Genomic DNA, 22,494 nt, shown 5'->3' with positions numbered 1-22,494 from the left:
AGGTCTGCGCCTCCGGTCACGCTCGGCCGTGGCTTGAGCGTCGCCGCGGCGCGCCGGGCCCCCGGTTCGGATTAACGAAAAGGAAGAGACACATGGAAGAAACGATCGGCTTCTTCGAAATCATCTGGTCCATAGTCTGGCTGTTCCTCATGGTGGCCTGGTTCTGGGTGATGATCGGCGTCGTCACCGATGTCTTTCGCTCACGCGATCTGAATGGGTTTGCCAAGGCGGCCTGGGTCGCCTTCGTCATGCTCATCCCGTGGCTCGGCGTGCTGGCGTATCTGCTTCTGCGCGGCGACAAGATGGAGGCCCACCGCGCCGAGACGGTGACCAATATCGAAAACGCGCAGCGCGACTACATTCGCTCGATCGCCCAGGTTTCCGCCGCCGACGAACTCGAGAAGCTCGGAGCGCTGAAGGACAAGGGCGTGATTTCGGACGAGGAATTCAACACCCAGAAAGCGAAGGTCCTCGCGCAATGATTTCTAGCGGCGTTGTTGCAGAACTCATCCGTTTCCGGGATTCACTGCGTGAATCCGGTGGTTTAATAGCCTGCCATGAGCAAGCTCGAACCTGCCCCCTACCGTACGACCAACTGGAAATCCTACAACGACGCGCTGAAGCGGCGCGGATCTCTGCTTTTCTGGCTAGACCAGGACATGAACTAACTTGCGCCGAACGCAGGCAAGCCCGGACGTCCGCCGGTCTTCTCCGACGCAGCCATCCAGTTCTGCCTGATGATCAAGTTGATCTTCGGCCTGCCGCTTCGGCAAACGACCGGAATGGTCGCTGTCCGGCGTCAGCCCCCATGGGACATCTGAATTGATTTCGGAAAGGAGGGTTTCTGGCTCATCGTAACCACCAAGGAGTGGAGATGAGACAGGGAACGCACCGCACTTCGAGCTGCTGGGCTTCACGGATTCATCATGGCGCGCGGCTTCCAGAAGATGCCAATCGAAGACCGCGCGGCCGCGCTGATCTTCCGCTGGCGCGAGATGGTCCGGCTAACCGGAATCCTTGCTGCACCTTCTATGCTGGAAATCCTCGTCCAGAGAGGCAAGAAGCTAGTCACACTCCCTTTCTGACTATTTTGCCTCAGCGACCAGCACGTGAGGCCACGTGTCGCACTTAGCGACTATCGGGCACACCATACCCCCGCCGTTACCCGAGAAGAGCAACCGCTACAATCTCTGAGCCCCATCGCCTCTCAAGACTTTGATTTGACTGGTGCCCCCACACGGACTCGAACCGCGGACCTACTGATTACAAATCAGTTGCTCTACCAGCTGAGCTATAGGGGCACCGTGGCGCAAGGGATATGCCAGCCGGCGGGGTGGGTGCAAGCGATATCTAGCGGTTTGCGCGGGCCAGAAGACCGACCGCCGCCAGCCCAACCGCGATCACCAGCATCGCCGCTGGCGCGGCGCCGCCGAGGTTCTCCAGAGAGGCCTGCTCGTGCACCCGCGTGGCCAGCGTCTCGTAGTTGAACGGGCGCAGGAGCAACGTCGCGGGGAGTTCCTTGACGCAGTCCACGAAGACCAGCAGCAGCGCCGAAGCCACCGAGGCGCGGATAAGCGGATAGTAGACCTCTGCCAGGGTCTGGCCCTGGCTGCGCCCCAGCGAGCGCGCCGCCAGTGCGAGGTTGGGCGAGACCCGCCCCATTGCCGCATCCGCCGCGCCCTGCGCGATGGCGAAGAAACGGACGAAATAGGCCAGCACCAGCGCGAAGGCCGAGCCAGTCAGGACAAGGCCGATATCGTAGCCGGTGAGCGCCTCGATCCCGTCGGCCAGCGCGTGGTCGAGCCCCGCGAGCGGGATCAGGATGCCGACGCCCAGCACCGCGCCCGGGGCGGCGTAGCCGATGGTGGTCACCGGCAGAAGCAGCCGCGGCAGCGCCCGCCCCGAGAGCCGCACGCCGTAGACCAGGAACACGCCGCCCAGCACCGTCAGCACCGCTGCAAGCCCGCAAACCGTGAGCGTGTGCAGCCCGGCCTGCCAGAGCCGTGGATCGGACCAATTCTCGGCGTGCCCGAGCGCATGATGCAGGATCACGCCCGCGGGCAACACGAAGCCCATCAGGAAGGGAATGGCGCAGGCCAGGGTCACCAGCCACGCCGCCCGTCCGGGCAGCGGCTTGCGCTCGACCGGACGGTGACGGGTCGAGAGGTTGAAAAATCGCATGCGGCGGCGCGAGCTCTTCTCGAGCAGCACCAAGAGGATCACCAGCGCCAGCACGGTGGCGGCGATCTGGGCCGCGCCGCCGGCATTGTTGCTCTGCAGCCAGACCGAGAAGATCCCGGTGGTCAGCGTCTGCACCGCGAAATAATCGACGGTGCCGAAGTCGTTCACCGATTCCATCATTACGATGGCCACGCCCGCGGCGATGGCAGGCCGCGCCAGCGGCAGGCCGACACGCCAGAACCGGCCGAAGACACCGGCGCCGAGCGACTGCGCCACCTCGTCCGAGGAGGCCGACTGCTCGCGAAAGGCGTTGCGCGCCAGCAGGTAGACGTAAGGATAGAGGGCCGCCGCCAGCACCACGATCGCGGCGCCCATGGAGCGGATCTCGGGGAACCAGTAGTCGCGCGCGGTCTGCCAGCCGAAGACCCCGCGCAGGGCCGCCTGCACGGGGCCGGCATATTCCAGCAGGTCGACCAGCGCATAGGCGCCCACATAGGCCGGGATCGCCAGCGGCAGCAGCAGCAGATATTCCAGCCAGCTGCGCCCGGGAAACTCGTAGCGCGCGATCAGCCAGGCCGCGCCCGAGCCCGCACATCCCGCCAGCACGCCCACCCCGAACATCAGCACCAGCGTGTTGCTCATGTAGCGTGGCAGCGTGGTCGAGACGAGATGCGGCCAGATGTTCTCGGCCGGGAAGGCGGCGATCCAGAGCACCGCGAGGATCGGTCCCAGCACCACCGCCGCGATCAGCGCCGCGCCGGCCGACCAGGGGCTGGGCCAGCGCGGTCCACGGGTGGTCTTGGCGGTGCTGTGATCGGCCAGGCTCATCTCGGTCTCCGGTTGGGCTGGGCGGGGAATGCGGTTTTACTCGGCGCGAAAGCGCTTATAGTCCGGCCGTGCGCGTTTCAAAAGAGCAGGCCATGCAGATCAGTCTTCACATCGGCGTCCACGGCACGGATGAGGACCGCCTGCTCAAGGGGCTGCTGCGCAATGCCGACGATTTCCGGAAAGACGGCGTCGCGATCCCCGGCCCCTCCCGCTACCGCGCGCTGCTGTCGGACGCGCTCAACGGGCTTGGCGACGGCACGCCCGCGCCGGAGGCCCGCGAGGTGCTGCTCGATACCATCCTGAGCGAGGATCCCGAGACCGTCTCGCGGCTCTGCCTGAGCCACGAGAACCTGCTCTCGGTGCCGAAACTGGCGCTGGCGGGCGGGCGGCTCTACCGCAAGACCGAGCAACGCCTGCAGGGCGTGCAGAAGCTGTTTCCCCGCGACCGCATCGGGGTGTTTCTCGGGCTGCGCGATTTCGCCACCTTTCTGCCGGCGGTCTACAAGGCCACGCCGCATGGCAGCTTCGACGAGTTCCTCGGCGGGGTCGACCCGATGCACCTGCGCTGGTCGGACCTTGTCCGGCGCATCCGCGAGGCGGTGCCGGGCATGCCGGTCACGGTCTGGTGCAACGAGGACACGCCGCTGATCTGGGGTCAGATCCTGCGCGAGATGGCCGGCATTCCGCTCGAGCGCAAGATCATCGGCTCGTTCGACGTGTTCTCGGAGATCATCAACCCCGAAGGCATGCGGCGCTTCCGCGCCTTCCTGAAGGAGAACCCCGGCGTCAACGAGGCACAGAAGCGCCGGGTGATGACGGCGTTTCTCGACAAGTATGCGCTCGACGAGGCGATCGAGGAAGAGCTCGACCTGCCGGGTTGGGACGCGGCCTATGTCGACATGCTGACCGAACTCTATGACGAGGATGTCTGGCAGATCGGCCAGATGCCGGGGGTGCGGCTTCTCACGCCCTGAGGGCGTTGCGGAGCCGCCGGGGGTGGAGGGGCGCTGCCCCTCTTGGCGCGAGGCGCCAATTCACCCCGGGATATTTTCGGCCAGAAGAAGCTGGGGGGAGGTGCGAAGCTTGTGCGCTGGCACTGGCTGGGCACGGCTTCTGGAGGCGGCAGGCGCGGGGACGCGAGATCGCCCCTGCCGCTTTCGCTGAGTGCTGCCCGTTGCGGGGCGGCGCAGCCTCACTCCATGCCGAGCGCGGCCTTGTACATCTCGAGCACCGCCTCTTCCTCGGCGATGTCGTCCTTGTCGCGCTTGCGCAGCGCGATCACCTTGCGCAGCACCTTGACGTCGTAGCCGCGGCCCTTGGCCTCGGCCATGACCTCTTTCTGCTGGTCGGCGACTTCCTTCTTTTCCGCCTCGAGGCGCTCGTAGCGCTCTATAAAGCTGCGCAGCTCGCCTGCCGCGACGCCGTAGCTGTTGCTCGAACCTTCGTCTTGCATCGGTTGTGTCTCCTGCCGGTATGGCGCCCTGATTACTCCAGCCCGCGCGCGACCATCAAGGGGTTGCGACACGCCACGCGATGGATTACCGCAGGCCGGGTTTTCCGGGAGTGAAGGACGATCGCGATGGAATGGCTGATCTGGCTGGGTGCGCTGATCTCGGTGCTGGGGCTTCTGGGCCTGCTGTTCTGCATCGCGCGGGTCTGGGGGGCACGCCGCAAGGGGCTCGACGACGAGGCGCTGCGCGAGGTGGTGCGCAAGGTCGTGCCGCTGAACATGGGCGCGCTGCTGTTCTCGGTGCTGGGGCTGATGATGGTCATCATGGGCATCTTCCTCGGCTGAGGGGCCCCTGGCCGGGCCAGATCGGGCCGGGCCGCGTCAGCGGTTCAGCGCCTCGAAACTGCGGCCGTTCTTGATCAGCTCGCCGAAAACCGGTTCCGGCGCCCAGAAGGCGGCGTCCGGGTGGTCGAGCCCGTCCATGGCGCGACGTACCGAAAGCAGGCCGTAGACGCCCACCAGATGCATCGGACCGCCGCGCCAGCGCGGCAGGTCGAGCGCCAGCGTCGCCACCACGTCGATGTCGGAGGGCCGGGCCACCATGCCCGAAGCCAGCATCCGGGCCCCCTCGTTGGCCATCGCCCCGAAGATCAGCCGGCGGATCTGTTCGTGCGACAGCGGCTTGGCCGCGGGACGCTCGGCATCCAGCAGCGCGGTCAGCTCGGGATCCTCGGATGGGACCGGGGGCGTTCCTTCCCAGAGATAGAACCCAGCGCCACCGGTGCGGCCGGCGCGGTCGTGCCCGACCATCACCTCGCACCAGTTGCGCGCGCCCTCTGCGCGGGGACGCGTGGCGAGATCCGGCAGGCCGCGCTGGTCGGAGGCAAGGAACGGCGGGCGATGCCAGCCCCAGTCGCGGAAGCTGCGGTCGATCTCGTAGGGATGCTGGCCAAGGTCGACCAGCGCGTCGGCGGCGCGCTGACAGGCCGCCAGCAGCCGCGAGGCGATGCTTTCGCCCCGCGAGTTCACCCGCACCGGGATCTTGTCGAGCGCCTTGGCGAGCGCGCGGGCGGCGACGATCTGCTCGGGCATCGCCGCGGGTCCGACGATCACCTCGATCAGGCGCGCCGCGTGGATCGGCGGGGCGAAGCGCAGCCCGACCTGCCGCACCTTGCCGGGCAAGGCGCTGACCCGGGGGATGCCCTCGGGGGCCGGCACGTCGCCCTGCCCGCGCGCCGCGTGCACGATCATCTCGACCCCGCCGGTCATCGCCGCGCTGTCGCCGATGCGCAGATCCGCCAGCCGGTCAAGCGCGTCGTCCTCGGACAGCGCCCCGCGCCTGACGAATTCGTCGAACACGTCGCGCAGGCGTGGCACGCCTTCGCGCAGCGCCGCGGGGTCGCGTGTTCCCCATTGCACCGCGATGCCGCGGACCAGCGCCGCAAAGACCAGCTGGATCGCGAGCGGGCCGCCGCCCAGCACCGCGATGCGGGACAGGTCCGGCAGTGGCGCGTCCTCGGGCAGCCCCAGCCGCCGCGCCCGGTGCTCGGCAACGAAGGCGGCGCGCAGGGCGCGCGATTGCTCGGAGTCGCGGCAGGTCTGGGCGGCATCGGCCTCGAAGGCAAGCCCGGCCTCGAAGGGCAGCAGGATGGCGGCCTCGACCGCCGCCACGATCTCGCGCGGGGCCAGTTCCGGCGCGCTGGCGAGCGCCTCGCGGCGCTGCGTCACCGCCTGCTGGTAGGCCATCGGATCGGAAAAACCGCTGCGGACCCCTGAGGTCGGGCGCACCGCTCCGCCGTCCTCGAGCAGCGCCTCGACGAATTGCGCCGCGCCCGCGAGCGCATCCTCCTCGACCACCAGATCGGCCAGCGCCTCGGCCGGCGCGTCGTCGATGCTCCAAAGCTGACCGGTGAGCATCATCTCGAGTGCAGCGCCCGCCCCGGCCAGCCGCGGCAGGCGCTGGGTCGCGCCGGCGGACGGCATCAGGCCCAGCTTGACCTCGGGAAAGCCGATGCGGGTCTCGGCATCGGCCACGCGGTAATGCGCGGCCAGAGCCAGCTCGACGCCCGCCCCGAGCACCGTGCCGTGCAGCGCTGCCACCACCGGCAGCCGGCTGGCCTCGACCCGCGCGCAGAGCTCTGCCATGGTGGGAGCGTCAGTGGTGCCGTCGGTCTCGGAAAGCTCGGCACCGGAGGCAAACGCCGCCCCCTCGCCATAAAGGACGATCGCGACCGCGCCCTCTTCGTCGGCGGCCCGGTCGAACGCCGCGATCAGCGCGGCGCGCACATCCCGGACGAGCGCGTTGACCGGCGGGTTGCAGATGCCGATCCGTACGACTCCGTCGCCTACCGAATACCCGACCGTATCCCGCGCCTCTGACATCTGCCCGTCCTTGCCTGCCGGCCCGTTTGCCGGCGCCTGTGCCTGCCGCGCTTATCTGCGCGATCACGGCGCATTAGACGGGAAACACGGGCTCAAGGCAAGGTTGGAAACCGGGCCGCTCAGATCGGCATGTTGTCGAACTGGTCCTCGACCTCGCTGTCGCCATCGGGTCGGACCAGATGCAACGCGCTCTCGGGCACCTTGCCGCCGCGCGCCTCCAACTCCTCGATGTGGCGCTCGAGATCCTCGAGCAAGTCCTTCTCGGCGGCGGCATCGGCAGAGACTCCTGCCTCGCGGATGGCTGCCGCAAGTTCGACAATCCGGTTCTTCAGCGCTTCGATCATGGTGTCTTTCCTCCTCACAGCGGCCGGGAGTGACCGGCCTGATGGCTTGCCTCGTCCGCGCAGCTCGCGCAGAGCGCCGCGTCCGGCAACAGATCGAGCCGCCCTTCCGGGATCGGCTCTCCGCATTTCACGCAAAACCCGTACTCGCCCTCGTCCATGCGCCTCAGCGCGGCGCGAATGCGCGCGATCTCGGCCTGGCCACTGGAGCCAAGACGTTCGAGCACTTCGTCGCCCTCGCGTTCGCTGGCACTGTCCTCCCAGTCCTTCGGGCGCGGCGCATCGAGAGAGCTCTCGATCTCCTCCAACCGCACACCGAGCTCCTCAAGCCTGTTGCATAACATGATTCTGTAGGTTTCGTGCGACATGATGACGGTCCCGCGGCCTCCTCCGAGTATAGTGATGAAACCATCGGCGGATGGGCGCCTTGACGCAGGTCAATCGCGAAAGAATCCTTGCAAACATATTCACATTTACCTATGTGAATGTCGAAACGGAGGACCATCCCATGATCTCACCAGACGTCACCGCATTCTTCGACGAAGCCACCAACACGATTTCCTACGTCGTGCGCGATCCGTCCGGGTCGTCCTGCGCCGTGGTCGATTCCGTGCTCGACTTCGATTATTCCTCTGGCCGCACCGACACACGCTCGGCGGATGCAATCATCGCCTTCGTCAAGGAGCACGAGCTCAAGGTCGAGTGGCTGCTCGAGAGCCACGTTCATGCCGACCACCTCTCGGCCGCGCCCTACATCCAGCAGAAAGTGGGCGGCAAGATCGGCATCGGCGAGCGCATCACCGTGGTGCAGGACACCTTCGGCAAGGTGTTCAACGAGGGCACCGAGTTCCAGCGCGACGGTTCGCAGTTCGACCAGCTCTTCGAGGAGGGCGACAGCTTCCATATCGGCCAGCTGCGCGGCGACGTGCTGCACACGCCCGGCCACACGCCGGCCTGCCTCACCTACGTGATCGGTGACGCGGCCTTTGTCGGCGACACGCTGTTCATGCCCGATTTCGGCACCGCGCGCTGCGACTTCCCCGGCGGCTCGTCCGAGACTCTCTACAACTCGATCCAGAAGATCCTCGCCCTGCCCGACGAGACCCGGATCTTCGTCGGCCACGACTACAAGGCCCCGGGCCGCGACGAATACGCGTGGGAGACCACCGTGGGCGAGCAGAAGGCGCTCAACATCCACGTGGGCGAAGGCAAGTCGGCCGAGGACTTCGTCAAGATGCGCGACAGCCGCGATGCGACGCTGGCCATGCCCAAGCTGATCATCCCGTCGCTGCAGGTCAACATGCGCGCCGGCCAGATGCCGCCGGCGGACGAGAAGGGCGATGTCTTCCTCAAGGTGCCGGTCAACAAGCTCTGATCCGCATCCCCCGACCCAAGCCGGCGCCCCCGCTGCGAACCGGGGGCGCCTTGGCGTTCCGGCCATCGGAACAACTCTCAAATCGATACAAAGGAAACGCGCAAAATGGAACAGGACTGGATCTGGGGCCTCATCGGCGGGCTGCTGATCGGCTCCGGCGGGGCGGTCTATCTGCTCTTCAACGGGCGCATCATGGGCGCCTCGGGCATCGTCGGCTCGCTGGTCGACGGATCGGCCGGCGGCCTGAAATGGGAACGGCTGGTGTTCCTCGCTGGCGTGGTGCTGCTGCCGGTGCTGCTGATGCCCGCCTATGGCACCGTCGACACCCACATCACCGACAACACCGCGGTGCTGGTCGCCGCCGGCCTGCTGGTGGGGCTCGGCACCCGTCTTGCCAATGGCTGCACCTCGGGACACGGCGTCTGCGGCATGTCGCGCCTGTCGGTGCGCGGCATCGTGGCGACGGCCTGCTACATCCTCGCCGGCGGCGTCGGCGTGGTTCTGTTCCGTCATATCCTGGGAGTGATCTGAGATGATGCGGCTTGTCTTCTCCTTCATAGCTGGCGGCCTGTTCGGCGGCGGCCTGTTCATCTCGGGTATGACCGACACCGCCAAGGTGCAGGGCTGGCTCGACGTGTTCGGCGCCTGGGACCCGACGCTTGCCTTCGTGATGGGCGGTGCGATGATCCCCATGGCGATCGCGTGGATGGTGGCGCGCAAGCGCCAGAGCTCGGTGCTGGGCGTGCCGCTTCCACCGCCCCCCTCGCGCGAGATCGACCGCAAGCTGATCATCGGCTCGGTGCTGTTCGGCATCGGCTGGGGTCTGGCCGGTCTGTGCCCGGGGCCGTCGATCGCAGCGCTGAGCTTTGGCGGGAGCGGATTGTATGTCTTCGTGGCGGCCATGCTCACCGGCATGGTTGTGGCGCCTTTCGTAAGATCACGTCTGGACAAAGCCGTTCCTGCCGAGTGATATCGCGCGCATGGCTATGATCGAACTCACCCCCGGCTATTCCGTCTCTCCGCAGATCGCGCTCGAGGACGTGCAGGCCGCCGCCGACGCGGGCATCACGCTCGTGATCTGCAACCGTCCGGACGCGGAGGTTCCCCCGGAACTGTCGCATCGGGCCATGGAAGAGGCGGCGCGCGCCGCCGGGATGGCGTTCGTCTACATCCCGGTCACCAACGAGAGCCTGACGCTCGAGCAGGTGACGCAGCAGGCCGAGCTTCTGGCCGAGGCCGACGGACCGGTGCTGGCCTATTGCCGCTCGGGCACCCGCTGCTCGATCGTCTGGGCGATGGGCAAGGCCGGCGAGATGCCGGTGGACGAGATCCTCGCCACCACCGCCAAGGCCGGCTACCAACTCGAGGGTATCCGCCCGACGCTCGAGACGCTGGCAGCCCAGAAGGGCTGAGCCCCGGCTCAGTCCTCATCAAGCTCGAACGGCGCGGCGGCGAAATCGAACTCCGCCCCGCCGCTTTCCTCTGCATCCTCTCCGGAGCCGAACTCCCCGCTGAAATCCGTGCCAAAATCGCCACCGAATTCTTCGGTGTCGGTGGCGCCCGTATCGAAGGTTCCTGCGTCGAACTCCATCGGCGGCAGCTCGGGCAGATCCTCGGCAAGGTCCGGCCCACGTTCGGGCGCTGGTGCCGCGGCCACTTCCGCCGCCGCCGGCGCCGCGCCCTCGGACAACGCAGCTGGCGGCGCCGTGCTCCCGCCCTCTGCCGGATCCTGCAAACCGCAGCCCTCGGGCCAGGCCAGCCGCACCGCCCGCATGCCGTTGATCTGACCAAGCCGCCCGCCCGCGACACCCGAGCCGTCGCCGGCCAGAAGCTCGACCCCGTCGAGCGCTTCGGGCGGCAGCGGGATCAGATCGCCGGGCTGCAGTTTCTCCGCCGCCGACAGTGGCAAGACCAGCCTGTGCAGCACCGCATCCATGTGCACCGGCAGCAGCTTCATTTTCTGCTCGTGAGGCCCCTCCTGCCCCAAATCCCCGGCCTCGTCCGCCGCGGCGGCCTCGGCACGGTCTGGAAGGAACAACGCCAGCTCTCCGGTGCGCCGGCCAAGCGCGAGATCGAGAGACACCCGAAAGGCGCGATAGCCGGACGCATCCAGCAGCAGCCCGGCCGTGCGCGAATCCTCGACCATGGCGCCGAAGCGGAATCCGGCAATCTGCGGCTGCAGCGGATGATCCTCGAGATAACGCTCGAACCGTTCGAGCGCGCTGTCGAGCAGCGGCGCCATCATCGCCGCGTCGGTCTGGGTCAGCGGTCGCTCCTCGACCGGCATCTGGGTGACCTGCAGGATGGTCTGCACCTCGATGAGCCCGGTCATCACCGGGCGCTCGATCCGGGCCACTCCGGGCACGCCATCGGGCCCGTCGAGCAGGATCAGCAGCGCATCACCGCCAAGCGCGGCGACGACCCCGTCCTGATCAAGATGCGCCTGCTCGACCCCGTGGGTCACCAGCGCGAGATCCCAAAGCACATCCGCGGTGCGCGACAGCGCACGGCGCAGCGCCTTGGACGGCGACATCGACCGCGCCTCAAGGGCGCGGCGGGCCGCGCTGGCCTTCTGGGCCAGAACCTCATCCTGTCTTGCGGGATCTCCCATCGTGCGGGCAGCCTGTTCTCGGGCGGACTCTGCGAAGTGTATGGAGGGATTTGGTTACCATGGGCTTTAGAGCGCCCCTGAAACCGGGTCGGCCGCTACTCTGCGGCCATCGCGATATCTGCCGGCAGCACAACCCGGAACGCCGCTCCGCCCTGCCCTTTCAGATAGGAGATCTCGCCCCCCAGACGGGTGACGATCTGGCGGCAGATCGCCAGCCCGAGCCCCGCCCCGCCGGCCTTCTGGTCGCTGACCCGGCTGAACTTTTCGAAGATCACGTCCTGCGCCTCGAGCGAGATCCCGGTGCCATTGTCGACGAAGTCGATCACCAGCCGGTCGCTGCTATGGACCCGGATCTCGAGCGCCGGACGCGTGGCGTCACAGTACTTCCGGGCATTGGCCACGAGGTTGATGAAGACCTGACTGAGCCGGTCGAGATCGGTGTTGAGCCAGATTTGCTCGGCCGCCGGATCGCGGCTGATCCGCAGACGCGCGCCGTGTTCGTCTGCCGCCGCCGCGGCCACCGCCCGGTCGAGCACGTCCGAGAGCAGCCCCTCGCGCAGGTTCAGGTTCACCTGCCCGTTCTCGAGCACCGAAAGATCGAGCAGATCGTCGAGCAGGCGGGTCAGCCGGATCGCCTCGTCATGGATGATCGAGGAATATTTGTGCTGATCCTCGGGCGCCAGCCCGGTGGTGTCCCGCAGGATCTCGGAGAACGCCCGGATCGAGGTCATCGGCGTGCGCAGTTCGTGGCTGATCTGGCTGAGAAAGGCATCTTTCTGCACCGAGAGCCGGGTCAGCTTGGCGTTGGCCTCGCGCAGCTGCGCGGCGGTGCGCGCCAGCTCCTGCGACTGCGCCTCGAGCCGGGCGGAATATTCCATCAGCTGCGCCGTCTCGTCGGCCACCGCCATCAGGTCCTCGACCGAGACCGACATCCCGCCGACGATCTGACCGACCATCGCGTGCGCCGTGGCCGCCCCCACCGAGCCCGCCAGCTCGCGCTCCAGCGTCTCGAGGAAGCTGGGGGTCGGCGCCGGCAGGGTATCGGTCATGCCCTGTCGCCGCGCCTCGCGCTCGAACAGCCGCTGCGCATCGCGCGCGCCGAGGATGCGCTGCGCCATGATCATCAGGTCCTCGGCCTGCGCCACCCGACCGGTCCAGCTGCGCGGCGCGGCGGAATGCTCGAAGACGTTGACGAACTGCGCGCCCTGCAGGCGCTCGAGCGGACCTGGGAAGCTGGCCAGCGAGGCCAGCACGAAGCCGCCGGTATTGAGCGCCAGCGACCAGAACACCGCGTGCAGCAGCGGATCAATGGCATCAATCCCGAAAAGCGCGTGGGGGCGCAGCCAGCCTATGCCGAACGGCCCCGCCGTCACCCAGGCCTCCGGCAGGAACACGCCCGCGCCGAAGCTTGGCAGGAACAGCGTGTAGCCCCAGCAGCCGAAGCCCAGCGTCAACCCCACGAGCGCGCCCAGCCGGGAGGCGCCACGCCAGAAGATCCCGCCCAGCATCGCCGGCAGGATCTGCGCCAGTCCCGCAAAGCTCACCAGACCGATCGAGGCCAGCGCCGCGCCGCCGCCTGACAGGCGGTAGTAGAGATAACCCAGCATCACCACGCCGATGATCGACAACCGCCGCGCCAGCAGCACCACGCCCCGCACGTCGCCCGAGACCTTGGCGCCGCCGCCAGCGTAGCGCAGCCAGAGCGGCATCACCACGTGGTTCGAGACCATGGTCGAGAGCGCGATGGCGGCGACGATGACCATCGAGGTGGCCGAACTGAAGCCACCAAGGAAGGACAGCACCGCCAGCCCGTCGCGGCCCTGACTGAGCGGCACTGTGAGCACGAAGAGGTCGGGGTTCGAGCCCTCGGGCAGCATCTCGAGTCCGATCACCGCGATCGGCACCACGAAGAGGCTCATCAGCCCGAGATAGAGCGGGAAGGCCCAGCTTGCGGTGCGCAGGTGGGTCTCGTTCTCGTTCTCGACCACCAGCACCTGGAAGATCCGCGGCAGGCAGAGGAAGGCCGCCGCAGAAAGCATCATCAGCCCGACCCAGCGCCCGCCGTCGATCTGCCATTGTCCGAGGCTGGAGGCATCGATCTTGGCCAGCGCCTCCGAGACTCCGCCCGACAGCCCCCAGACCACGAACACCCCCACCGCCAGAAGCGCCGCGAGCTTGACCACTGCCTCGACGGCGATGGCCATGACCACGCCATTGTGGCGCTCGTTGGCGTCGAGATTGCGGGTGCCGAAGATCACCGTGAAAAGCGCGAGGCCGGCAGCGACCCAGAGCGCGGTGTGGCCCTGCTCCTCGCCAGTGGCGATGTCGCCGACGCCGAAGACCTCGAAGCTCAGCGTCACCGATTGCAGCTGCAGCGCGATATAGGGCGTGGTGCCGACCACCGCGAGGATCGTGACCCCGACCGCCAGCAGGTTCGACTTTCCGTAGCGCGACGAGATCAGGTCGGCCACCGAGGTGATGCGCTGCGAGCGCCCGATGCGCACCAGCTTGCGCAGGATCCACCACCAGCCGATCAGCACCAGCGAGGGCCCGAGATAGATCGTCAGGTACTCGAAGCCCGAGCGCACCGCCGAGCCGACCGCGCCGTAAAAGGTCCAGGCGGTGCAGTAGATCGACAGCGACAGCGTGTAGACGATGGGCGAGCGCAGCCAGCGCGCCTGCCCGCGCATCGCCGCGCGCTCGGCGGCGAAGGCGATGGCGAAGAGAAAGAGCGCATAGGCGCTGCAGACGAAGACCAGCGTGTTGAGCATGGTCACGGCGCCTCCCCGCCCCGGGCCTCCACCTCGGCCGTGCCGTCACGGGCCTGCGCGGCGAGCTTGGCCGAGAGCACGGCGGCGCCCGCAACCAACAGGATCCAGACGCCGAACAGGTAGAGGATCGCGCTCGACGAGCGCACCGCGACCGCGCCATCCTCGCGCCAAAGCAGCGGGATCACCCAGAGCAGCATGCCGATGAAGGGCAGCACCCGTGCCGCGTCGATCACCCGCCGCCGGCGGTAGGACTGCCGTTCAAGAAACACCGGAGGCTTGCCCCGGCGCGGCGGCCCGGCCTCGGTCATGAGGTCTCGGCCATCAATGCGCGGACCTGGTCGAGCATCTCGGCGTTGGAGAACGGCTTGGTCATGAACGCAGATACCCCGGCGCGCTCGGCCATCTCGCGGTCGCGGGTCTGGCCACGGGCGGTCAGCATCAGCACCGGCAGTTCGGCGGTGCCCGCCTCCTCGCGCAGCTCGCGCAGGATGTCATAGCCGCTCTTGCCGGGCAGCATCACGTCGAGGATCAGCAGGTCCGGCGTGCTGGCGCGCAGCTTGTCATTGGCGGTGGTGCCGTCGGAATGTGTCTCCACCGACAGCCCCTCGCGCGACAGGATGAAGCTGATCGCCTCGATGATATTCGGCTCATCCTCGATCAGCATCACTCGTTTCGACATGACGTCCCCTTCCCGACACCGGGCAGCCCGGCCCTCCCCGAGCCAAAACCGTCCTCCCCCTGTAAAAAACTTATCGCGAATGTGGCGGCGGGTGTCAAAAGATCAAAAGCCCTGCGCCAGCCCATCGCCCAGCAGAGACGGCTCGCGCCGCGCGGGACAGGCAGCGCGCGGGCAGATGCGGCAGGTGATGCCCACGTCCTCGGGGATCTCGGAACTCCGCGGGCCCGCGGGCGCGATCATCATATGCGCCTCGAAGACCGGCTCGCGGTTGACCTGCGGCGGACCCGAGGGCTGGGCGAAGGCCATGGCGGTGACGGCGCCGCTCTGGCGGCCGGCCGATTGCAGCACCCGGCTCAGCACCGACATCGGCCGGCTGAGCGCCGCGAAGAGCGGCCACAGCGGGCAATCGGCGCCGAAGCGCGGGATCGGGAAATCCGGCAGCGGCTTGCGGAAGGTGAACACCCCCGAGGCGTCGCAGATCGCCAGCCCGACGCTGCCGCAAGGCGCATCCGCCGGCAGCGTGGCGAGACGGCGCATGGCGCGGGCCGGATCGGTCCCGAAGCGCCGCGCCAGCGCCAGCGGGTCTGTGCCGGTCACCACCACCGCTTCCAGCACCTTGTCGAGCGGCATCAGCGCCGCATCCTCGGCATAGCGCCGGAAGGCGCGGCGCAGCAGCGCCCGCGCGATCGGCGAGAGCTCGTGCCCCAGATCTTCGGCCACCGCGTCAGCCCCCTCGCCCGCATCGAGCGGCGCGATGTGGTACTGCGCCGCCTCGAACAGCGCGTCGACCTCCTCCTGCGGGGTGCCGCTCTCGGCCGCCGCCTTGCCCTCGGCCTCGAGATAGGAGGCGAGGCTGCGGCTGCTTTCGGCCAGCCGGGCGCTGTCCTCATAGATGTTGCGATGGAAGCGGCGCTGCCAGTCCGGGTCGATCTCGCCCGGCTCGGCCAGGATCGAGGCGGTGGAGCGGATCGAGGTCACCGTCGACAGCATCTCGTGCAGCGCATCGGCGAGATGCGGGTCATGGGCCAACCGGTCGGTCAACGCCTCGACGCTGCGCTCCAGCGTGTCGATCCGCGCCCGGCTCTCGGCCAGCAGGCGGGCCCAGCCCGGGAAGCGGCCGGCAAACTCGTCGAGCCGGTCGAGCTCGGCCCCGGCTTCGGCCTCGCGCAGCGCCGCCTCGCGCAGCGCCCCGATCAGCGTGGCCTCGGCCCCTTCGGTCAGGACCGAGGGCTCCACCCCGAGGATCTCGGCCAGATCGAGCAGCAATTTTCCGCCGATTCTGCGCCTGTTGTGTTCGATCAGATTGAGATAGGAGGCTGAAATATCGACGCGCCGGGCCAGCTCGGCCTGTTTCATTCCGAGAATAATCCGCCTTTCGCGGATTCGGGAGCCGGTCAGCGTATCGCGCGCCATGAGGCCTTTCCCTGTCCTTTCAACGCGTTTCTGCGCTGCAATATCAATTCATTTACAGAAGACTGTAGTATACTGTTCAGTCGTTGACAAAAAAATTGTTCTCAACAAGGCAGTTGTTGATCGGTTTACCTATACCGAGAAATACTGAATTTGCACTCAGGGGTGCACGCGCCGAGGGGAAGAGGAGCCCGTCCGCGCACTTTTACAAAATGGGAGGATTTTCATGTCCAAGACGACTCTGACTCGCCGTGGCGTGCTGAGAACGGGTGCCGTGGCCGGCGCCGGTGTCGCGCTGCCGACGATCTTTACCGCCTCGTCGGCCCGGGCCTTCACCAACGAGCCCACCGGCGGCTCGGTGACGCTGGGCTTCAACGTGCCGCAGACCGGCCCCTATGCCGACGAGGGCGCCGACGAACTGCGCGCCTACGAGCTCGCGGTCGAGCACCTCAATGGCGGCGGCGACGGCGGCATGATGCAGACCTTCTCGTCCAAGGCGCTGGAAGGCTCGGGCATCCTCGGCAAGAAGGTCGAGTACGTCACCGGCGACACCCAGACCAAATCGGATGCGGCGCGCGCCTCGGCCAAGTCGATGATCGAGAAGGACGGCGCCATCATGATCACCGGCGGCTCGTCCTCCGGTGTGGCCGTGGCCGTGCAGGGTCTCTGCCAGGAGGCCGGCGTGATCTTCATGGCCGGCCTCACCCACTCCAACGACACCACGGGCAAGGACAAGAAGGCCAACGGTTTCCGCCACTTCTTCAATGCCTACATGTCGGGCGCGGCGCTCGCGCCGGTGCTGGCCAAGGCCTATGGCGAAGACCGCAAGGCCTATCACCTGACCGCCGACTACACCTGGGGCTGGACCCAGGAAGAGTCGATCAAGGCGGCAACCGAGGCGCTCGGCTGGGAGACCGTCGAGGCGGTGAAGACCCCGCTCGCGCAGACCGACTTCTCGTCCTACATCGCGCCGGTTCTGAACTCGGGCGCCGACGTGCTGGTGCTCAACCACTACGGCGGCAACATGGTGAACTCGCTCACCAACGCCGTGCAGTTCGGTCTTCGCGAGAAGCAGGCCAACGGCAAGAACTTCGAGATCGTCGTGCCGCTGTTCTCGCGCCTGATGGCCCGCGGTGCCGGCGAGAACATCAAGGGCATCCTTGGCTCGACCAACTGGCACTGGTCGCTGCAGGACGAGGGCACCAAGGCCTTCGTGAAGTCCTTCGGCACCAAGTACGGCTTCCCGCCCTCGCAGGCGGCACACACCTGCTACGTGCAGACCCTGCTCTATGCAGATGCCGTGCAGCGTGCGGGATCGTTCGATCCCTGCGCCGTGGCCGAGGCCCTCGAGGGCTACGAGTTCGACGGTCTGGGCAACGGTCCGACCCTCTACCGCGCCGAGGATCACCAGTGTTTCAAGGACGTGCTCGTGGTGCGCGGCAAGGAGAACCCGACCTCGGAGTTCGACCTGCTCGAGGTGGTCGAGATCACCCCGCGCGGCCAGGTGGAATACGCGCCCGATCACCCGATGTTCGCGGGTGGTGCGCTCGGCTCCTGCAACCCGGGCGTCTGATCCAAAACCCAGAATACGTCGGCTGATCGCGTTGTCAGCGGCGTATCCCCAGCGTTCCCGGCTTTCCGCCGGGAGCGCACACCCATTCTTTGACCTCGAAGGCCACGGATCATGGACGCAATCATCCTTCAAATCCTGAACGGGCTCGACAAGGGATCGGCCTATGCGCTGATCGCCCTTGGTCTGACGCTCATCTTCGGCACGCTCGGTGTGGTGAACTTCGCCCACGGCGCGCTGTTCATGATCGGCGCCTTCTGCGCCGTCACCCTCAACCGGCTGCTCACCCTGTCGCATCAGGTCGTCGACGAGACCCGCACCGACTTTCTCGGCAACCCGCTCAAGGTCGACGTGCCCTACATGCAGGACATCTTCGGCGAGGCCACGGGGGCCGCAATCATCGACTGGTCGGTGCCGCTGGCGATCCTGTTCTCGATCCCGATCATGATCGGCTTCGGCGTGATCATGGAACGCGGCCTGATCAAGCATTTCTACAAGCGCCCGCATGCGGACCAGATCCTCGTGACCTTTGGACTGGCGATCGTGCTGCAGGAGGTCATCAAGCAGATCTTCGGCGCCAACCCGATCCCGACCCCGGCGCCGGACGTGTTCCGCGGCTCGTTCGATTTCGGCACCATGCTGGGCTTCGATCCCAACGTGATCATCTACCCCTACTGGCGCCTGGTCTATTTTGGCTTTGCCGCGATCATCATCGGCGCGGTCTTCGCCTTCCTGCAGTTCACCACCTTCGGCATGGTGGTCCGCGCCGGCATGGCCGACCGCGAGACCGTGGGCCTCTTGGGCATCAACATCGACCGCCGCTTCACCATCATGTTCGGCCTCGCCGCCGCCGTCGCGGGCCTTGCCGGGGTGATGTACGCGCCGATCAACTCGCCCAACTACCATATGGGCATGGATTTTCTGGTACTGAGTTTCGTGGTTGTGGTCGTCGGCGGCATGGGCTCGCTTCCGGGCGCCGTGCTCGCCGGCTTCCTTCTCGGCATCCTCGAGAGCTTCGCCTCGATGAACCAGATCAAGTCCATTCTTCCCGGCATCGACCAGATCATCATCTACCTCGTCGCCATCATCATTCTGCTGACCCGTCCGAGGGGCCTGATGGGCCGCAAGGGCGTGATGGAGGACTGACCCATGTTCGGACTCGGCAAAAGAGACCTCACCCTGTTTCTCATCGTTGCGGTGATGGCGCTGTTCGCGCCCTTCATCCTCAACCCCTTCCCCACCGACAGCGGCATGGCGCAGTTCAACGCGGGCTATCCCGACCTGATGCAGCGCTTCGTGATCTTCGGCATCCTCGCGATCGGCTTCAATATCCTGTTCGGCCTGACCGGCTATCTCAGCTTCGGTCACGCCGCCTTCCTCGGCGTGGGCTCCTACGCCGCGGTGTGGATGTTCAAGCTGCTGAGCATGAACGTCATCCCGGCGATCCTGCTGTCGATGATCGTGTCGGGCCTGTTCGCGGTGGTGATCGGCTATGTCTCGCTGCGCCGCTCGGGAATCTACTTTTCGATCCTGACGCTGGCCTTCGCGCAGATGAGCTACAACCTCGCCTACTCGGTGCTCACTCCGATCACCAATGGCGAGACCGGCCTGCAGATCACCCTCGACGATCCGCGCATCCTCGGCGTCTCGGCCACCGCCGATGGCGGCATCCCGGTGACCAACCTCTTCGGGCTCGAGATGCGCAGCTTCGAGACCCTCAACATCGGCCCCTGGGCGTTCCAGTTCTCGGTGGGCTACTACGTTGCCGCGGTGATCATGCTGATCTCGTTCTACATCGCGATCCGCATCTTCCGCTCGCCCTTCGGCATGATGCTGCGCGCCATCAAGTCGAACCAGAACCGGCTCTACTATACCGGCCTAAACGCGCGGCCCTATACGCTCGCGGCCTTCGTGATCTCGGGCATGTATGCCGGGCTCGCCGGTGGCCTGCTGGCCTGCATGGACCCGCTGGCCGGCGCCGAGCGGATGCAGTGGACGGCTTCCGGCGAGGTCGTGCTGATGACCATCCTCGGCGGTGCCGGCACCCTGATCGGGCCGGTGCTGGGCGCGGGATTCATCAAGTATTTCGAGAACATCTTCTCGAAGATCAACGACCAGGTCGTGCATGGCTGGGTCTCGTTCCTGCCCGACGGGCTCGAGGATCTGGTGGTCGCTCTCATCCACCCCTTCGTGGGCAAGGGCTGGCACCTCACGCTGGGCCTGATGTTCATGCTGATCGTGATCTTCCTGCCCGGTGGCCTCGTCGAAGGCGGACAGCGCATCTCGCGCCGCCTGCGTCGCAAACCGGCCGAGGACGACGCCAAGTCGGCCAGCACCGAACCCGCTGAATAAGGAGAGCGAGAATGGGCATTCTTGAAGTCAAGGACGTCAACAAGCGCTTCGGCGGGCTGAAGGCGCTGTCCGAGGTCAACCTCTCGGTGGTCGAGAACACCGTGCACGCCATCATCGGGCCGAACGGTGCCGGCAAGTCCACGCTGCTCAACTGCCTCGTCGGCAAGCTGATCCCCGACACCGGCTCGGTGATGTTCGACGGCCAGTCGGTGCTCGGGCGCAAGCCGTTCGAGATCAACCAGATGGGCATCAGCCGGGTGTTCCAGACGCCGGAGATCTTCGGCGACCTGACGGTGATGGAGAACATGATGATCCCGCTCTTCGCCAAGCGCGACGGGGTCTTCCGGCTGCACGCCATCGAGTCGGTCGAGAGCGAATCCGAGCTGCGCGGCCGCGCCGAGCAGATGCTCGAGGACGTCAACATGCTCGACAAGCGGCACATGCACTCGGCCTCGATGTCGCGCGGCGACAAGCGTCGGCTCGAGATGGCCATGTGCCTGGTGCAGGAGCCGCGGCTCTTGCTGCTCGACGAACCGACGGCGGGCATGGCACGGGCCGACACCAACAATACCATCGACCTGCTCAAGCAGATCAAGGCGAGCCGCGACATCACCATGTGCATCATCGAGCACGATATGCACGTCGTCTTCAGCCTTGCCGACCGGATCACCGTTCTGGCGCAGGGCACGCCCCTCGTCGAGGACGTGCCGGAGAAGATCAAGGGCCACCCCAAGGTGCAGGAAGCCTACCTGGGCGAGCATGCGTAAGGAGACCAGGGAATGAACGTCAGACCGGATTTTTCCAAGCACGGCAACAAGGCGGAAACCGCCCCGGCCTTCCTCTCCGTATGGGACATGCACTCCTATTACGGCGAGAGCTACATCGTGCAGGGCATCAACTTCAACGTCCACGAGGGCGAGATTCTCGCTCTTCTGGGCCGAAACGGTGCCGGCAAGACCACGACGCTGCGCTCCATCGCGCGGATGGACAGCCCGCAGGTGAACCACGGCGAGATCTGGCTCGACCACCAGCCGCTGCACAAGATGGCCTCCTACGAAGCGGCGGCGGCGGGGCTGGGCCTGGTGCCCGAGGATCGCTGCATCATCCCGGGCCTCACGGTCGAGGAGAACCTGCAACTGGCGCAGATCGCGCCGCCCATCGGCTGGTCGCTCGACCGTCTCTACGATCTGTTCCCCCGCCTCGGCGAGCGCCGCAAGCAGGAGGGGGTGACGCTGTCGGGCGGCGAGCAGCAGATGTTGTCAATCGCCCGGGCGCTGGCGCGCGACATCAAGGTTCTTCTGCTCGACGAGCCCTACGAAGGTCTCGCCCCGGTGATCGTCGACGAGATCGAGAAGACCCTGCGCCACGTCAAGGAACAAGGCATGACCACGATCCTGGTGGAACAGAACGCGGTGCGCGCGCTGCAGCTCGCCGACCGGGCGATCATCCTCGACACAGGCTCGATCGTGTTCGACGGCACCGCGGCAGAGGTGCTCGAAAACGAGAGCCTGCGCGCCGAGTATCTCGCCATCTGAGGCGTGATTCCAAGGACTTGCGCGCGGCGGCCCCGGGTCGCCGCGCCGTTACCGCTTTGCGGCCAGGGTAACAAGTGCAAAATTTCAGCGCAGGTTGCCGAAACATTCCACCAAATGCCTATTGCCATCCCTCCCGTGGCGCGGTTCCCTTGCGCATCGCATTCCGAGGAGGAGGAGAGCCAAGATGTCCGATACCTACCCGCCGTCATCCGATTTCGTCAGCAACGCACATGTGGACGCTGCCAAGTATGACGAGATGTATGCCCGCTCGATCAGCGACCCGGAGGGGTTCTGGGCCGACGAGGCACAGCGGCTCGACTGGATGGCCCGGCCGACCAGGATCAAGAACACCAGCTTCGAGTTCGGCCGCGTCGATATCAAGTGGTTCGAGGACGGCGTGCTCAACGTCGCCTATAACTGCGTCGACCGCCACCTGAAGACCCGCGCCAACCAGACCGCGATCATCTTCGAGCCCGACAACCCCGAGGATCCCGCCCAGCACATCACCTATGCCGAGCTCTACGACAAGGTGAACCGCATGGCCAACGTCCTGCTCAGCCAGGGCGTGATGCGCGGCGACCGCGTGGTGATCTACCTGCCGATGATCCCAGAGGCCGCCTATGCCATGCTGGCCTGCGCCCGCATCGGCGCCATCCATTCCATCGTCTTCGCCGGCTTCTCGCCCGACGCGCTGGCCAACCGCATCAACGATTGCGGCGCCAAGATCGTCATCACCGCCGACACCGCCCCCCGCGGCGGCCGCAAGACCGCGCTCAAGTCCAACACCGACGCAGCCCTCCTGCACTGCTCGGACAAGGTCCGCTGCCTGGTGGTCAAGCATACCGGCGACCAGACCAGCTGGATCCAGGGCCGCGATGTCGACCTCAACTACCTCATGGAGCACGCCGCCCCCGACTGCCCGCCGCGCCCGATGAACGCCGAAGACCCGCTCTTCATCCTCTACACCTCGGGCTCCACCGGAAAGCCCAAGGGGGTTGTGCACGCAAGT

The 22,494-nt window shown here is 66.6% G+C and carries 24 protein-coding genes, 1 tRNA gene and 1 pseudogene; 15 read left to right on the top strand and 11 right to left on the bottom strand.

Features of this window, described 5'->3' with window-relative positions; all coding sequences use genetic code 11:
- Window positions 1-92 precede the first annotated feature (92 nt).
- From R2601_RS10740 to R2601_RS26785, 3 genes and pseudogenes are all read left to right on the top strand, one after another.
- A complete protein-coding gene (locus R2601_RS10740; protein WP_007797848.1) occupies window positions 93-482 on the top strand; it encodes an SHOCT domain-containing protein in 390 nt (129 codons plus the stop codon).
- A 75-nt stretch (window positions 483-557) separates the two neighbouring features.
- Window positions 558-791, top strand: a pseudogene (locus R2601_RS25860) (transposase); the annotation flags it as partial.
- A gap of 135 nt (window positions 792-926) precedes the next feature.
- Entirely contained in the window at window positions 927-1,085 is a 159-nt protein-coding gene (locus R2601_RS26785) for a hypothetical protein (RefSeq protein ID WP_007797847.1), read from the top strand.
- 140 nt (window positions 1,086-1,225) lie between these two features.
- Here R2601_RS26785 and R2601_RS10735 read toward each other — a convergent pair.
- Window positions 1,226-1,301, bottom strand: a tRNA-Thr gene (locus tag R2601_RS10735).
- Window positions 1,302-1,350: 49 nt separating this feature from the next.
- Window positions 1,351-3,009 carry an ABC transporter permease gene (locus R2601_RS10730; RefSeq protein ID WP_007797843.1) on the bottom strand — a complete coding sequence of 553 codons (1,659 nt, stop codon included), beginning with the start codon at window positions 3,007-3,009 and terminating at the stop codon, window positions 1,351-1,353.
- A gap of 92 nt (window positions 3,010-3,101) precedes the next feature.
- Here R2601_RS10730 and R2601_RS10725 point away from each other — a divergent pair, with 92 nt between their 5' ends.
- Window positions 3,102-3,983, top strand: a complete 882-nt coding sequence (locus R2601_RS10725; protein ID WP_007797840.1) for a hypothetical protein — start codon at window positions 3,102-3,104, stop codon at window positions 3,981-3,983.
- Between the two features lie 218 nt (window positions 3,984-4,201).
- Here R2601_RS10725 and R2601_RS10720 read toward each other — a convergent pair whose 3' ends face one another.
- The gene (locus R2601_RS10720) at window positions 4,202-4,462 is read right to left on the bottom strand and encodes a DUF2312 domain-containing protein (RefSeq protein ID WP_007797838.1); all 261 of its coding nucleotides are present in this window, start codon (window positions 4,460-4,462) and stop codon (window positions 4,202-4,204) included.
- Between the two features lie 126 nt (window positions 4,463-4,588).
- On the opposite strand from R2601_RS10720, the gene R2601_RS10715 reads away from it, so the two are divergent.
- On the top strand, window positions 4,589-4,804 hold the full coding sequence (locus tag R2601_RS10715) for a hypothetical protein (RefSeq protein WP_007797836.1): 216 nt from the start codon (window positions 4,589-4,591) through the stop codon (window positions 4,802-4,804).
- A gap of 36 nt (window positions 4,805-4,840) precedes the next feature.
- Here the strand turns inward: R2601_RS10715 and R2601_RS10710 are convergent, their stop codons facing one another.
- The 3 genes from R2601_RS10710 to R2601_RS10700 form a co-directional block, all read right to left on the bottom strand.
- The gene (locus R2601_RS10710) at window positions 4,841-6,841 is read right to left on the bottom strand and encodes an enoyl-CoA hydratase-related protein (protein WP_007797833.1); all 2,001 of its coding nucleotides are present in this window, start codon (window positions 6,839-6,841) and stop codon (window positions 4,841-4,843) included.
- A gap of 119 nt (window positions 6,842-6,960) precedes the next feature.
- Complete coding sequence (locus tag R2601_RS10705; protein ID WP_007797830.1) at window positions 6,961-7,185, bottom strand: hypothetical protein; 225 nt, start codon at window positions 7,183-7,185, stop codon at window positions 6,961-6,963.
- 14 nt (window positions 7,186-7,199) lie between these two features.
- Entirely contained in the window at window positions 7,200-7,550 is a 351-nt protein-coding gene (locus R2601_RS10700) for a TraR/DksA family transcriptional regulator (protein WP_007797825.1), read from the bottom strand.
- Window positions 7,551-7,693: 143 nt separating this feature from the next.
- Between R2601_RS10700 and R2601_RS10695 the strand changes: the two genes are divergently transcribed.
- The 4 genes from R2601_RS10695 (at window position 7,694) to R2601_RS10680 (ending at window position 9,969) form a co-directional block, all read left to right on the top strand.
- The gene (locus R2601_RS10695) at window positions 7,694-8,557 is read left to right on the top strand and encodes an MBL fold metallo-hydrolase (protein WP_217626383.1); all 864 of its coding nucleotides are present in this window, start codon (window positions 7,694-7,696) and stop codon (window positions 8,555-8,557) included.
- 105 nt (window positions 8,558-8,662) lie between these two features.
- Window positions 8,663-9,088 (top strand): YeeE/YedE family protein, encoded by a 426-nt coding sequence (locus R2601_RS10690; RefSeq protein WP_007797819.1) that lies wholly within the window; start codon window positions 8,663-8,665, stop codon window positions 9,086-9,088.
- 1 nt (window position 9,089) lies between these two features.
- Window positions 9,090-9,527 (top strand): DUF6691 family protein, encoded by a 438-nt coding sequence (locus tag R2601_RS10685; protein ID WP_007797816.1) that lies wholly within the window; start codon window positions 9,090-9,092, stop codon window positions 9,525-9,527.
- 16 nt (window positions 9,528-9,543) lie between these two features.
- Complete coding sequence (locus R2601_RS10680; protein WP_007797814.1) at window positions 9,544-9,969, top strand: protein tyrosine phosphatase family protein; 426 nt, start codon at window positions 9,544-9,546, stop codon at window positions 9,967-9,969.
- Window positions 9,970-9,977: 8 nt separating this feature from the next.
- Here the strand turns inward: R2601_RS10680 and R2601_RS10675 are convergent, their stop codons facing one another.
- From R2601_RS10675 to R2601_RS10655, 5 genes are all read right to left on the bottom strand, one after another.
- Window positions 9,978-11,168, bottom strand: coding sequence for a flagellar motor switch protein FliM (locus tag R2601_RS10675; RefSeq protein ID WP_007797811.1), 1,191 nt, complete (start codon window positions 11,166-11,168; stop codon window positions 9,978-9,980).
- 95 nt (window positions 11,169-11,263) lie between these two features.
- Window positions 11,264-13,945 (bottom strand): ATP-binding protein, encoded by a 2,682-nt coding sequence (locus R2601_RS10670; protein ID WP_110740009.1) that lies wholly within the window; start codon window positions 13,943-13,945, stop codon window positions 11,264-11,266.
- Window positions 13,942-14,247: a hypothetical protein gene (locus R2601_RS10665; protein ID WP_007797805.1), complete on the bottom strand. Its 306-nt coding sequence runs from the start codon at window positions 14,245-14,247 to the stop codon at window positions 13,942-13,944. Before R2601_RS10665 ends, R2601_RS10670 begins: the two co-directional genes overlap by 4 nt.
- Window positions 14,244-14,618, bottom strand: coding sequence for a response regulator transcription factor (locus R2601_RS10660; protein ID WP_040544601.1), 375 nt, complete (start codon window positions 14,616-14,618; stop codon window positions 14,244-14,246). Before R2601_RS10660 ends, R2601_RS10665 begins: the two co-directional genes overlap by 4 nt.
- Before the next feature lie 102 nt (window positions 14,619-14,720).
- Window positions 14,721-16,031, bottom strand: coding sequence for a helix-turn-helix domain-containing protein (locus tag R2601_RS10655; RefSeq protein ID WP_007797796.1), 1,311 nt, complete (start codon window positions 16,029-16,031; stop codon window positions 14,721-14,723).
- Between the two features lie 223 nt (window positions 16,032-16,254).
- Between R2601_RS10655 and R2601_RS10650 the strand changes: the two genes are divergently transcribed.
- From R2601_RS10650 to R2601_RS10625, 6 genes are all read left to right on the top strand, one after another.
- The gene (locus tag R2601_RS10650) at window positions 16,255-17,601 is read left to right on the top strand and encodes a substrate-binding protein (RefSeq protein WP_007797793.1); all 1,347 of its coding nucleotides are present in this window, start codon (window positions 16,255-16,257) and stop codon (window positions 17,599-17,601) included.
- Between the two features lie 111 nt (window positions 17,602-17,712).
- Window positions 17,713-18,744 carry a branched-chain amino acid ABC transporter permease gene (locus R2601_RS10645; RefSeq protein ID WP_007797790.1) on the top strand — a complete coding sequence of 344 codons (1,032 nt, stop codon included), beginning with the start codon at window positions 17,713-17,715 and terminating at the stop codon, window positions 18,742-18,744.
- A gap of 3 nt (window positions 18,745-18,747) precedes the next feature.
- Entirely contained in the window at window positions 18,748-19,950 is a 1,203-nt protein-coding gene (locus R2601_RS10640; protein ID WP_007797787.1) for a branched-chain amino acid ABC transporter permease, read from the top strand.
- A gap of 11 nt (window positions 19,951-19,961) precedes the next feature.
- A complete protein-coding gene (locus R2601_RS10635; protein ID WP_007797785.1) occupies window positions 19,962-20,717 on the top strand; it encodes an ABC transporter ATP-binding protein in 756 nt (251 codons plus the stop codon).
- A 12-nt stretch (window positions 20,718-20,729) separates the two neighbouring features.
- A complete protein-coding gene (locus R2601_RS10630) occupies window positions 20,730-21,485 on the top strand; it encodes an ABC transporter ATP-binding protein (protein ID WP_007797783.1) in 756 nt (251 codons plus the stop codon).
- Window positions 21,486-21,669: 184 nt separating this feature from the next.
- The coding region (locus R2601_RS10625) for an AMP-binding protein (RefSeq protein WP_007797780.1) at window positions 21,670-22,494 on the top strand (825 nt) is incomplete at its 3' end.

Source organism: Salipiger bermudensis HTCC2601, assembly GCF_000153725.1.
GTDB classification, from domain to species: Bacteria; Pseudomonadota; Alphaproteobacteria; order Rhodobacterales; family Rhodobacteraceae; genus Salipiger; species Salipiger bermudensis.
Note: the sequence above shows the minus strand (reverse complement) of the source record. Positions and strands in the feature narration are given on the sequence as shown.

Bases quoted from the DNA above. Each gene is read 5' to 3' on its own strand.
- R2601_RS10740 (WP_007797848.1), top strand. From the start codon at position 93: ATGGAAGAAACGATCGGCTTCTTCGAAATCATCTGGTCCATAGTCTGG.
- R2601_RS26785 (WP_007797847.1), top strand. From the start codon at position 927: ATGGCGCGCGGCTTCCAGAAGATGCCAATCGAAGACCGCGCGGCCGCG.
- R2601_RS10730 (WP_007797843.1), bottom strand. From the start codon at position 3,009: ATGAGCCTGGCCGATCACAGCACCGCCAAGACCACCCGTGGACCGCGC.
- R2601_RS10725 (WP_007797840.1), top strand. From the start codon at position 3,102: ATGCAGATCAGTCTTCACATCGGCGTCCACGGCACGGATGAGGACCGC.
- R2601_RS10720 (WP_007797838.1), bottom strand. From the start codon at position 4,462: ATGCAAGACGAAGGTTCGAGCAACAGCTACGGCGTCGCGGCAGGCGAG.
- R2601_RS10715 (WP_007797836.1), top strand. From the start codon at position 4,589: ATGGAATGGCTGATCTGGCTGGGTGCGCTGATCTCGGTGCTGGGGCTT.
- R2601_RS10710 (WP_007797833.1), bottom strand. From the start codon at position 6,841: ATGTCAGAGGCGCGGGATACGGTCGGGTATTCGGTAGGCGACGGAGTC.
- R2601_RS10705 (WP_007797830.1), bottom strand. From the start codon at position 7,185: ATGATCGAAGCGCTGAAGAACCGGATTGTCGAACTTGCGGCAGCCATC.
- R2601_RS10700 (WP_007797825.1), bottom strand. From the start codon at position 7,550: ATGTCGCACGAAACCTACAGAATCATGTTATGCAACAGGCTTGAGGAG.
- R2601_RS10690 (WP_007797819.1), top strand. From the start codon at position 8,663: ATGGAACAGGACTGGATCTGGGGCCTCATCGGCGGGCTGCTGATCGGC.
- R2601_RS10685 (WP_007797816.1), top strand. From the start codon at position 9,090: ATGATGCGGCTTGTCTTCTCCTTCATAGCTGGCGGCCTGTTCGGCGGC.
- R2601_RS10680 (WP_007797814.1), top strand. From the start codon at position 9,544: ATGATCGAACTCACCCCCGGCTATTCCGTCTCTCCGCAGATCGCGCTC.
- R2601_RS10675 (WP_007797811.1), bottom strand. From the start codon at position 11,168: ATGGGAGATCCCGCAAGACAGGATGAGGTTCTGGCCCAGAAGGCCAGC.
- R2601_RS10665 (WP_007797805.1), bottom strand. From the start codon at position 14,247: ATGACCGAGGCCGGGCCGCCGCGCCGGGGCAAGCCTCCGGTGTTTCTT.
- R2601_RS10660 (WP_040544601.1), bottom strand. From the start codon at position 14,618: ATGTCGAAACGAGTGATGCTGATCGAGGATGAGCCGAATATCATCGAG.
- R2601_RS10655 (WP_007797796.1), bottom strand. From the start codon at position 16,031: ATGGCGCGCGATACGCTGACCGGCTCCCGAATCCGCGAAAGGCGGATT.
- R2601_RS10650 (WP_007797793.1), top strand. From the start codon at position 16,255: ATGTCCAAGACGACTCTGACTCGCCGTGGCGTGCTGAGAACGGGTGCC.
- R2601_RS10645 (WP_007797790.1), top strand. From the start codon at position 17,713: ATGGACGCAATCATCCTTCAAATCCTGAACGGGCTCGACAAGGGATCG.
- R2601_RS10640 (WP_007797787.1), top strand. From the start codon at position 18,748: ATGTTCGGACTCGGCAAAAGAGACCTCACCCTGTTTCTCATCGTTGCG.
- R2601_RS10635 (WP_007797785.1), top strand. From the start codon at position 19,962: ATGGGCATTCTTGAAGTCAAGGACGTCAACAAGCGCTTCGGCGGGCTG.
- R2601_RS10630 (WP_007797783.1), top strand. From the start codon at position 20,730: ATGAACGTCAGACCGGATTTTTCCAAGCACGGCAACAAGGCGGAAACC.